Source organism: Aeromonas sp. R10-1 (assembly GCF_040908465.1).
Lineage (GTDB): Bacteria > Pseudomonadota > Gammaproteobacteria > Enterobacterales > Aeromonadaceae > Aeromonas > Aeromonas caviae.
Genome location: NZ_JBFODT010000010.1, coordinates 56,604 through 67,358, shown reverse-complemented (window position 1 = coordinate 67,358; position 10,755 = coordinate 56,604). Strand labels below are relative to the sequence as shown.

At 59.7% G+C, this 10,755-nt stretch carries 11 protein-coding genes; 3 read left to right on the top strand and 8 right to left on the bottom strand.

Going from position 1 to position 10,755, the window contains the following annotated elements; all coding sequences use genetic code 11:
• Window positions 1–415: 415 nt before the first annotated feature.
• Window positions 416–733 (top strand): PTS system regulator TmaR, encoded by a 318-nt coding sequence (tmaR, locus tag AB5Y93_RS04585; protein WP_010672687.1) that lies wholly within the window; start codon window positions 416–418, stop codon window positions 731–733.
• Window positions 734–946: 213 nt separating this feature from the next.
• Entirely contained in the window at window positions 947–4,030 is a 3,084-nt protein-coding gene (locus AB5Y93_RS04580) for a transglycosylase domain-containing protein (RefSeq protein ID WP_368228874.1), read from the top strand.
• Between the two features lie 86 nt (window positions 4,031–4,116).
• On the opposite strand, the gene yjgA is transcribed toward AB5Y93_RS04580, so the two are convergent.
• On the bottom strand, window positions 4,117–4,641 hold the full coding sequence (gene yjgA, locus AB5Y93_RS04575) for a ribosome biogenesis factor YjgA (RefSeq protein WP_010672689.1): 525 nt from the start codon (window positions 4,639–4,641) through the stop codon (window positions 4,117–4,119).
• A gap of 114 nt (window positions 4,642–4,755) precedes the next feature.
• On the opposite strand from yjgA, the gene pmbA reads away from it, so the two are divergent.
• Window positions 4,756–6,099, top strand: coding sequence for a metalloprotease PmbA (gene pmbA / locus AB5Y93_RS04570; RefSeq protein WP_368228873.1), 1,344 nt, complete (start codon window positions 4,756–4,758; stop codon window positions 6,097–6,099).
• A gap of 91 nt (window positions 6,100–6,190) precedes the next feature.
• On the opposite strand, the gene murA is transcribed toward pmbA, so the two are convergent.
• Genes murA through mlaF form a run of 7 tightly spaced genes read right to left on the bottom strand, consistent with a single transcriptional unit; the run spans window position 6,191 to window position 10,712 of the window.
• Window positions 6,191–7,447: a UDP-N-acetylglucosamine 1-carboxyvinyltransferase gene (gene murA / locus AB5Y93_RS04565; protein ID WP_039040468.1), complete on the bottom strand. Its 1,257-nt coding sequence runs from the start codon at window positions 7,445–7,447 to the stop codon at window positions 6,191–6,193.
• Window positions 7,448–7,466: 19 nt separating this feature from the next.
• Entirely contained in the window at window positions 7,467–7,724 is a 258-nt protein-coding gene (ibaG, locus tag AB5Y93_RS04560) for a BolA family iron metabolism protein IbaG (RefSeq protein WP_010675882.1), read from the bottom strand.
• Complete coding sequence (locus AB5Y93_RS04555; protein WP_010675881.1) at window positions 7,724–7,996, bottom strand: lipid asymmetry maintenance protein MlaB; 273 nt, start codon at window positions 7,994–7,996, stop codon at window positions 7,724–7,726. Before AB5Y93_RS04555 ends, ibaG begins: the two co-directional genes overlap by 1 nt.
• Entirely contained in the window at window positions 7,993–8,625 is a 633-nt protein-coding gene (gene mlaC / locus AB5Y93_RS04550) for a phospholipid-binding protein MlaC (RefSeq protein ID WP_039040470.1), read from the bottom strand. The genes AB5Y93_RS04555 and mlaC overlap by 4 nt, the downstream gene beginning before the upstream one ends.
• Before the next feature lie 2 nt (window positions 8,626–8,627).
• Window positions 8,628–9,125, bottom strand: coding sequence for an outer membrane lipid asymmetry maintenance protein MlaD (gene mlaD / locus AB5Y93_RS04545; protein ID WP_010675879.1), 498 nt, complete (start codon window positions 9,123–9,125; stop codon window positions 8,628–8,630).
• Between the two features lie 7 nt (window positions 9,126–9,132).
• Entirely contained in the window at window positions 9,133–9,912 is a 780-nt protein-coding gene (gene mlaE, locus AB5Y93_RS04540) for a lipid asymmetry maintenance ABC transporter permease subunit MlaE (protein WP_042880207.1), read from the bottom strand.
• Window positions 9,912–10,712 carry a phospholipid ABC transporter ATP-binding protein MlaF gene (gene mlaF / locus AB5Y93_RS04535; RefSeq protein WP_029314846.1) on the bottom strand — a complete coding sequence of 267 codons (801 nt, stop codon included), beginning with the start codon at window positions 10,710–10,712 and terminating at the stop codon, window positions 9,912–9,914. The genes mlaE and mlaF overlap by 1 nt, the downstream gene beginning before the upstream one ends.
• Window positions 10,713–10,755 lie beyond the last annotated feature (43 nt).

Genomic DNA, 10,755 nt, shown 5'->3' with positions numbered 1-10,755 from the left:
GTGTGGCATTCGCCATGCGAGAGTAGGACACTGCCAGGCACCCAATACAAGAAACCCCGCTCACTCGAGCGGGGTTTTTTATTGCCTGAAATTCAGCACTCACTGGAGGGCAAGCGGGCACTATGGTGCTGTTCGTCGTTCACTTGTTGCCTGCCTGTACCGGAAAAAGTTGCGGCTGCTCTGGCCGCATTGAACCCACATGTTGGCTCTCTCCGTTTTCATCATTTTAGCGTAATAACCCAGTCGGAGCCGTTCTGTCTAAACCCGCCGCCCGCGCTGCGATTGGGGTTGTATCTGAATCATAACTCGGTAGAGTAAGGGGCATTCCGGGTTGGTCCGTGCCATGGTTTCGGTTTCTTTTTCTGGTATGGGACTCTCCGCCTGTTTTCATTCACCTTCACTCAGTGGTACCGATATGGAACAAGTAAACAAGTCAACCTTCAACGATGTGCTGGAATATGTGCGTATGTCCCGTCGTCAGAACAAGCTCAAGCGTGAAATCGCGGACAACGAGAAAAAGATCCGTGACAACCAGAAGCGGGTACTGTTGCTCGACAACCTGAGTGACTATATCAAGCCCGGCATGAGCATTGACGAGGTTCAGGCCATCATCGCCAACATGCGGACCGATTATGAAGAGCGCGTAGATGACCATATCATCAAAAATGCCGAGCTTTCCAAGGAGCGCAAGGAGCTGAGTACCAAGCTGAAGAGTATGAGCACCAGCAAATAATACCGCCCCGCTCTCATCAACACCGGCCTCTGGCCGGTGTTTCATTTTCATGCCGCAGCTCGGATCTCTTGCCGCGTTGCAACAATCGGCTCCCATTTTCACAATCGCCCTGTTAACATCGCTGCAAAGCGGTCAATAGATTTCAAGCCCTTGACTTGAAACGACTAAGCTTGATTGAAAGACAATAAATTGCGCAACCATGGTGGGGCTGATATGGGCGCATCAAAACAGACGGATTCAAATAAAGTGGCATCTCAGGATTCATCCGTACCTAATACGGACGGGCAACAACCGCATAAACGCCGACCCTGGTGGCGCTGGTTGTTCTGTTTTATCTTTTTGCTTTGCCTGGCTGCCGCGATCGCCCTAGTGGGTTATGAAATGAAGACCTCCCGACTGCAGTCACAGGAGATCTCCCGCTATGCGGCCACCCTGACCTATCAGATCGAACCCGGCCCCAGCAAGCAGATTGCCTTCCCCGACGACGGCCCGTTCGACAAGCGACTCGGTTATGTGCTGATGCCCATGATCCAGGAACGTCTCGTTCAGCGTGGCTACCAGGTGAGCGAACAGGTCCGTTTTTCCGATGCGCTCTACAACTACGCCAGCCACGGTTTCTTCGTGCCTTATACCGAGAAGGTCCAGGCAGGATTGACACTCTATGACTGCCGTGCAGAACCTTTCTACCAGTACAAGTATCCGACTCATTACTATCCGGATTTCAATGCCATACCGCCCTTGGTCATCCAGTCTCTGCTGTTTATCGAGAACCGTGAACTCCTGAGCAACAAGGAACCGCTGGCCAACCCGGCCGTAGACTGGCCGCGCTTTGCCAAGGCTGCGCTGTCTCAGGTGGGCAAGGCGCTGGATATGCAGGATCAATCTGCTGGCGGTAGCACCCTGGCGACCCAGGTGGAGAAGTATCGTCATTCTCCCGATGGACTGACCGTTTCGCCGACCGAGAAGATCCGCCAGATGGTCTCGGCCAGCGTTCGTGCCTATCGGCTGGGGCCCGAGACCCTGGAGGCCCGCAAGCTGGTTGCCTGGGCCTACCTCAACTCGGTCCCGCTCTCTGCGGCGCCCGGTTATGGCGAGGTGCACGGTCTCGGTGATGGCCTCTGGGTCTGGTTTGGCGCCAATGTCGATGAGGTGAATCGACTGCTGGATCCCGCTCGCAACCAGGATTCTACCCTGGCCGAGCAGGGCCTTGCCTTGCGCCAGGTTGTCTCCCTGATGATCGCCCACCGCCGTCCTTCCTATTACCTGGCGCAGGGTAGAGAAGCACTGTCTACCCTGACAGACAGCTATCTGCGACTCTTCGTGCAGGAGGGAATGATCACGCCCCCCCTGATGGAGTCGGCTCTCAAGGCCAAGCTGGTCTTCCGCGATTTCCTGCAGGCACCTGCCATCACTCGAGTCAACAACAACAAGGGACTGCAGGTGGCTCGCACTCGTCTCAGTCGTCAGCTCGGGGTGCAGCTTTATGACCTGGATCGCATGGATCTGACGGCCAACACCACCCTCAATATGCCGCTGCAGAACGAGGTGTCACGGTATCTGCAGCAACTGGCAGACCCTGCATTCGCAGCCCAGGTGGGCCTGTTTGGTGAGCGTCTGCTCTCGCCGGAGAAGACGGGGGATGTGAAGTACAGCTTTACCCTGTTCGAGAAGACGCCCGAAGGGGTCAAGGTGAGGGTGCAGACCGACAACACGGACCAGCCGTTCGATATCAACGAGGGCAGCAAGCTTGAACTGGGATCCACCGCCAAGTTGCGGGTGCTGACGACCTATCTCGAGATTGTCACCGAGTTGCATGACAGCTACGGCAACATGCCGGTGGAGAGCCTGCGAAAGATCGAAGTGTCCGATCAGGACAACATCAGCCGCTGGGCCATCGCCTATCTGATGAGTGCCAAGGACAGAAGCCTGCCGGTGATGCTGGAGGCCGCACTGGACCGCAAGTATTCCGCGAGCCCCTATGAAGGCTTCTTTACCGGCGGTGGCATGCACACCTTCAACAACTTCCGCAAGGAAGACAACGGTCGCATCCCGCCCATTCGCGATGCGCTGCGGGAATCCATCAACCTGCCCTTCGTGCGCTTGATGCGGGACATCGTCCGCTACAGCCTCTACAAGGAGGGAAATCGTGCCCAGTTGTTGAAAGATGACAGGGATCCTCGCCGTACCGAGTACCTGGCCAAGTTTGCTGACAAAGAGGGCCAGACCTATCTGCTGAGGTTCTGGCGCAAATATCGTGGCAAGAGTGCAGAAGAGCAGCTCGATACCTTCCTCGATGGTCTCAAACCCAGCGCGGTGCGTCTCGCCGCCGTGCATCGCTATCTGATGCCGGAAGCCTCCCAGGCCGACTTTGCCGCTTTCCTGGCCAAGCGCCTGCCGCGGGAGAAATTGACCGAGAAGCGCATAGAGCAGCTCTATACCAATTACGGCCCTGGCAAATATTCTCTGCCGGATCAAGGTTATATCGCACGGGTGCATCCACTTGAGCTGTGGTTGCTTGCCTATCTCAAGGAGTTTGACAAGGCCACCTTTACCGATGCGGTAACCGCCAGCCGTGACGAGCGTCAGGAGGTCTACAGCTGGCTGTTCAAGACCCGTCATCGCAGTGCCCGGGATAGCCGGATCCGCACCATGCTGGAGGTTGAGGCCTTCCTCGACATCCATCAGCGCTGGGCTCGCCTGGGCTACCCGTTCGATCACCTGGTTCCGTCCCTGGCGACCGCACTGGGCAGCTCGGGCGATCGTCCTGCTGCGTTGGCCGAGCTGATGGGGATTATCCAGAACGGCGGCATTCGTGCGCCGACTCTGCGCATCGAGCACCTCTCCTTTGCCAAGGGGACCCCCTTCGCCACCGTCTTTGAGCCGGCGAATACCCAGGGGGAACGGGTGATGCCTGCCGAGGTGGCCAACGCCTTGCGCAATGCACTCTCCAAGGTGGTGGAAGGGGGGACGGCGCGGCGCATCGCCGGGGCCTTCGCCTTGCAGGATGGTACTGTCCTGGCCCTGGGGGGCAAGACGGGGACCGGGGACAACCGGATCGAGACGGTCGGTCGCTACGGCAATGTGACCAGTTCACTGGCTCGCAACCGGACTGCGACTTTCGTCTTCTACATCGGGGATGATCACTTCGGCACGCTGACGGCTTATGTGCCCGGCAGCCAGTCCGACAAGTTCCGCTTCACGTCGGCGCTGCCTGTACAGGTGCTCAAGGGGATGGCCCCCCTGTTGGTGCCCTATCTGCAACCCGCTACTCACACCCAGTGCATGGCGGGCAGCTGAGCGGACATCGCATGAAAAAACGGGGCCATTTCGGCCCCGTTTGATTATGTACTGCATGCCGCCATGAGGTGGACGTGAGTCATCACTTACAACAGATCTTCAATTTCACCGCGCAGGTACTGGTACATCTCGCGATAGGCTACCGGCGGCTTGTTCAGCTCCCGTTCCTTGTTGGCGGTGCGGATCAGCTGACGCAGCTTCTGGCGATCCAGCTCGTGGAACTGGGACATCAGCTCGTTGAGGGCGCTGTCGCCTTCGGTGATCAGCCGCTCGCGCCACTGTTCGAGGCGGTGCAGGCGGGCGTTCACGGTGGAGTGACGCATCTTGATGATGGAGAGGGCCTCTTCAATGGGGGCCACATCGCGGCTACGCATCAGACGGCCGATGAACTGGAGATGGCGACGGAAGGACTCATCCTTCTTCGGCTTGAGCTTGCGACCCAGCTCGACCGCTTCGGCGAGCTCTTCATCCAGGGGGATCTTCTCCAGCTCGCTGTGACTCAGGGAGACGATCTCTTCCCCCATCTTCTGCAAGGCCTCGGCATCACGCTTGAGCTGGCTCTTGCTGGGGCCCCAGTCTTCCCACTCGTTGTCGTCTTGATATTGACTCATCGGTCTCTGTATTCCTGTCATTCACGTTTGGCGGATATGTTACCAGCTTCTCCCGCTGGGCGCAGGGGTCTGATATGCTTAGCCCCTTTCCTTCCCTTCATACAGATGTGAGTTATGGACCAGCAAGATCAAATCCGCCAGGATCAATCCCATCTCGAGGCCGTGGTCGCCGAGGCCCTTGAGATAGCGAAAGGGCTGGGCGCCGGGCTTGCCGAAGTCTCCATCAGCAAACAGACCGGCCTCTCGGTGAACACCCGGGGCTGCGAGCTGGAAAGCATCGAATTCAACAAGGATGGCGCACTCGGCATCGCCGTCTATCGCGACGGTTGCAAGGGTTCCTCCTCCACCACGGATCTGACCAAGCCGGCCATTCGCGCCGCCGTGGAAGCGGCCATGGAGATCGCCCGCCACACCTCTCCCGATGACTGCGCCGGTCTTGCGGATGCGGATCTGCTGGCTTGGGATGCCCCGGACCTGCAACTGTGCCACCAAATCGAGCTGGATCCCCAGCGTGGCATCGCGCTGGCCATCGAGTGCGAGCGGCTGGCCTTGGGACGGGATGCCCGCATCAAGCACTCTGACGGAGCCAGTTTCTCCAGCCACCTGGGCGTCAAGGTTTATGGCAACAGCCACGGCTTCGTCAAAGGCTATGCTGCATCGCGCAACTCCCTGAGCTGCGTACTGATCGGCGAGCAGGATGGCGACATGCAGCGCGACTACGGCTACTCCTCCAGCCGCTCCCTGGACGGGCTGTGGAACCCTCAGCGCATCGCTGACGAGGCGGTGGAGCGCACTGTTTCCCGCCTGGGGGCTCGCAAGATCAGCACCCAGCATGCCCCTGTGCTGTTCCACCCCGATACCGCTGCCGGTCTGTGGGGCCATCTGGTGATGGCCATCAGTGGGGGGAACCTCTATCGCAAGTCGAGCTTCCTGCTGGACAAACTGGGCAAGCAGATCCTGCCCGAGTGGCTCACCATCCAGGAGTTCCCCCACTTGCCGGGAGGACTTGCCAGCACCCCGTTCGACGGGGAAGGGGTTCGCACCCGCGACATGGACATCATCCGCAACGGCGAGCTGATGAGCTGGCTGCTCACCTCCTACTCCGCCCGCAAACTGGGCCTGACCACCACGGGCCATGCCGGGGGTATCCATAACTGGCAGGTTTCCAATACCGGCCAGGACTTCCAGGGCATGCTCAAGGAGATGGGTACCGGGCTGCTGGTGACCGAGCTGATGGGGCAGGGGGTCAACATCGTCAATGGTGATTACTCCCGCGGCGCAGCCGGTTTCTGGGTTGAAAATGGCGAGATCCTCTATCCTGTGGAGGAGATCACCATTGCAGGCAATCTAGCCGACATGTTCAGCCATATCGTGGCGGTGGGCAGTGATGAGGATGAGCGTTCCAGCCTCAAGACCGGCTCCGTACTGGTCGAGCAGATGAAACTGGCGGGGCACTGATCCCCTCCGTCCGATCTGGTACACGGCCATGAAAAAGGCCCCCTCGCCTGGCGAGGGGGCCTTTTTATCGTCGGCTCATGGTGAAGCCAGCTTATTCCTTGATGCGCTCGATGCGACCACCCAGGCCTTGCAGCTTGTGCTCGATGTCTTCGTAGCCACGGTCGATGTGATAGATGCGATCGACGATGGTGGCCCCTTCGGCCACGAAGCCGGCCAGCACCAGGCTGGCGGAGGCGCGCAGATCGGTCGCCATCACCTGGGCACCCTTGAGCTGCTGGGTGTCGCGGCAGATGGCCACATTGCCCTGCAGTTCGATGTCGGCACCCATCCGAACCAGCTCGGGCACGTGCATGAAGCGGTTCTCGAAGATGGTCTCGGTGACCATGCCGGTGCCCTGGGCGACCGCGTTCAGCACGGTGAACTGTGCCTGCATGTCGGTCGGGAACGCCGGGTAGGGGGCGGTCTTGATGGTGACAGGTTTCAGGGTGCGACCTGTCATGTCGAGGGTGATCCAGTCGTCACCCTTTTCAATCAGGGCTCCAGCCTCTTCCAGTTTGACCAGTACGGCTTCCAGCAGGCTGGGGTCGGTGTTGCGGCAGGTGATCTTGCCACCGGTCACGGCGGCGCCTACCAGGAAGGTGCCGGTCTCGATGCGATCGGGCTGCACGCTGTAGCTGCCACCGTGCAGACGTTCTACGCCGTCGATGGTCAGGGTATCGGTGCCCGCGCCCTGGATCTTGGCGCCCAGCGCGTTGAGGAAGTTGGCCAGATCGACCACCTCGGGCTCACGGGCGGCGTTTTCGATCACGGTGCGACCGTCAGCCAGGGTGGCGGCCATCATCAGGTTCTCGGTACCGGTCACGGAAACCATGTCCATCAGGATGTGGGCACCTTTCAGGCGGCCGTCGACGCGGGCTTTGATGTAGCCCTCTTCGATGACGATCTTCGCGCCCATCAGCTCCAGGCCGTGGACATGCAGGTTGACCGGGCGGGCACCGATGGCACAGCCGCCGGGCAGGGAGACGTCTGCTGCACCGAAGCGGGCTGCCAGCGGGCCCAGGGCCAGGATGGAGGCTCGCATGGTCTTCACCAGCTCGTAGGGGGCGACATGATTGTTTACCGCACCGGTCAGCACGGTCACATTGCCGTTGACCTTGGTGGTGGCGCCCAGCATCTCCAGCAGCTTGAGGGTGGTACCCACGTCTTTCAGGCGCGGTACGTTGGAGAGTTGAACCTCTTCGTCACACAGCAGGGTGGCAAACAGGATGGGCAGGGCGGCATTCTTGGCGCCGGAGATGGTCACTTCACCGGAGAGGGTGCAGGGGCCGGTGATCTTGAATTTGTCCATGGTTTACTTCTTTACCAAATCAGGAGGGCAGCTGGAATTTACGCTCGCGTTTCCACTCGGCGTCGGTATAGGCCTTGATGGAGAGAGCGTGGATCTCGTTGGTGGCGATCTTGTCCATCAGCGGGGCATAGATGGCCTGTTGTTTCTTGACCCGGCTCATGCCGTCAAACATGTCGCCGACGGCGATCACCTGGTAGTGACTGCCGTCCCCTTTGACATGGACTTCGGACAATGGCAAAGCCTCGAGGAGTATCGCTTCAATTTCAGAGACTTGCATTATGAGTCCTCAGTTGTGAGCGGGGTTGAATGAAAGAGGCTGGCCACCCCGTAGAGGTTGGCCAGCGTATGGAAATCGTTGGAGGCACCCACCAGTGTCGGAGTGGCACCCCGTGCCAGTGCCGCCTTGGCCCACTTGACCAGCAGGGCAAGGCCGGCGGAATCCAGGGTAGTGACGGCACCGAGTTCGAGCCGGTCGTCCTGCCACCAGTCGGCGCGGCGTTGCCACAGATCGTTGACCTGCGGGGCCTGCAAGTCACCGCTCAGGATCATGACTTGATCACCAGCGGCTTGGCGTTGTGTTCACGCAGTTGGGCGATCACCGCATCGATGCCGTTCTGGCGAATGAGGCCGCCCAGCTCGTTCTGCTTGGCAGAGAGCAGGCTGATCCCTTCGGCAACCATGTCGAAGGCTTTCCACTCGCCGGTCTTGTTGTTCTTGCGCAGCTTGAACTCGAGGAAGATGTCCGGCTTGCCAGCCTCTTTCACGCTGACGTTGACGGCGGTGATGTTGCTCTCGGCGGCTTTGCCGGGCTGGACCTTGACGGTCTGCTTGTCGAAGTGTGCCAGTGCGTCCGCGTAGGAGCTCACCATGTACTCGGTGAAGACGTCCACAAAAGCGTCACGCTGGGCAGGGGTCGTCTGTTTGATCTGGTTGCCGAGCACCTTGTAGGCGGCGAAGCGGTTGTCCACGTAGGGCAGCAGCTCCTCGCGGATGATGACGCGCAGGTGATCGGGGTTGCTCTTCACCTGGGCCTGATCGGCTTTCAGGCGGGCAAAGGTCTGCTGGGCGGCCTGATCAACGAGGGCATAGGGGTCCGAAGTATTGACATCCGCACGGGCGACGAGGGAGAACAGCATGCTGGTCATCAGACCCAGCATCAGGGCGATCTTCTTGAACATGGTTACTCCTTGGTTGCGGGTGTGTTGGCCGGAGAGGACTGGCTGTAGAGGAACTTGCCAATCAGATCTTCCAGCACGATGGCGGACTTGGTGTCTTCGATCATGTCGCCATCCTTGAGCATGCTGGTGCCCATCTCCTCATCGCTGAACCCCGGTGCCAGACCGATGTACTGCTCACCGAGCAGGCCAGAAGTCAGGATGGAGAGGGTGCTGGTCTCGGAGAACTCGCCGGCACTCTTCTGCATCTGCAGGGAAACGATGGGGACCTGGCTCTTGGGATCCAGGGTGATGTCGCTGACACGACCGACGACGACGCCGCCGACCTTGACCGGCGAGCGTACTTTCAGGCCGCCGATATTATCGAAATGGGCGCGCAGGGTATAGGTTTCTCCTTCCGGTTTGAAACTCAATCCCGCCACTTGCAGTGCCAATGCCAGAATGGCCGCGATGCCAGCCAGCATGAAGGCGCCAACCAGAAATTCTACTTTGCTGAACTTCATCTTTCCCTTATCCAAACATGACTGCGGTGAGTATAAAATCCAGACCGAGCACGGCCAGGGATGAGTGAACCACGGTACGGGTCGTCGCCTGACTGATCCCGGCCGAGGTCGGTTTGGCATCATAGCCGTTGAAGAGCGCTATCCAGGTCACCACCAGGGCGAAGATCAGGCTCTTGATGGCGCCCTGCATGATGTCGTCCTGCCAGTCGACGGAGGCCTGCATGGCGGACCAGAAACTGCCTTCGTCCACCCCCAGCCAGTCGACACCAACCAGTTTGCCGCCAAAGATGCCGATCAGGCTGAACATGAAGGCCAGCAGCGGCATGCTGATGACCCCGGCCCAGAAGCGGGGCGCCACGACCCGACGCAGCGGATCGACCGCCATCATCTCCAGGCTGGAGAGCTGCTCGGTGGCCTTCATCAGGCCGATCTCGGCGGTGAGGGCGGAGCCCGCACGACCGGCGAACAGCAGGGCGGTGACCACAGGGCCCAGCTCACGGAGCAGGGAGAGGGAAACCAGAGGCCCCAGGCTCTGCTCTGCGCCGAAATCCTTCAATACGTTGTAACCCTGCAGGGAGAGCACCATGCCGATGAAGAGGCCGGACACCAGTATGATGGCGACGGATTGCACTCCCACCACATACAGTTGCTGCACCAGCAGCGGGAAGTGCTTGCGTGGCTGGGGTCGTCCTGCCAGTGCATGAAACAGCATGATGGTTGCCCGGCCGACGGCGTTGATGAAACGCACACCGCTGTGGCCCAGCTTGCTTATCTGACTTGTCAACATCACAGATCCTGTAGCAGGTCGCCTGCCGGAAAATGAAACGGAACAGGACCGTCGGGCAATCCCTTGAGGAACTGCTCGACTTCGGGATTGTGCTCCTCGCGCAGCTGCTCCGGTGTGCCGTGTGCCACTACCTTGCGGTTGGCGATGATGTAGGCGTAGTCGGCGATGCTCAGCACTTCCTTCACGTCGTGGGTGACGATGACGGAGGTGATGCCGAGTGCATCGTTGAGCTCCTTGATGAGCTTCACCAGCACCGCCATGGTGATGGGGTCCTGCCCCACGAAGGGCTCGTCATACATGATGAGATCCGGATCCAGCGCGATGGATCTCGCCAGGGCCGCGCGACGCGCCATGCCACCGGAGAGCTCGGACGGCATCAGCTTGGCCGCCCCGCGCAGACCGACAGCTTGCAGTTTCATCATGACGATGGTGCGGATCAGCTCTTCCGGCAGGCCGGAGTGCTCCCGCAGCGGAAAGGCCACGTTGTCGAAGACGGTCATGCCGGTGAACAATGCGCCACTCTGGAACAGCATGCTCATCCGTTTACGCACTTCATACAGGCGTGAACGGGAGAGCGTGGGAACGTCTTCCCCGTCAAACAGGATGTGACCGGACTCAGGCTTGAGCTGGCCCCCGATCAGGCGCAGCAAGGTGGTCTTGCCGATCCCGCTCGGACCCATGACGGCGGTGACCTTGCCACGGGGAATGGTCAGGTTGATCCTGTCGTACAGCAGCCGATCCCCGTGACTGAAGGTCAGGTCGGAGATGGTGATCAGGTCATCGTTCAAACAATTGTCCATCCGGTATAAATGAAGAGCGAATTTTATGGGCTAGTCTAGGTCT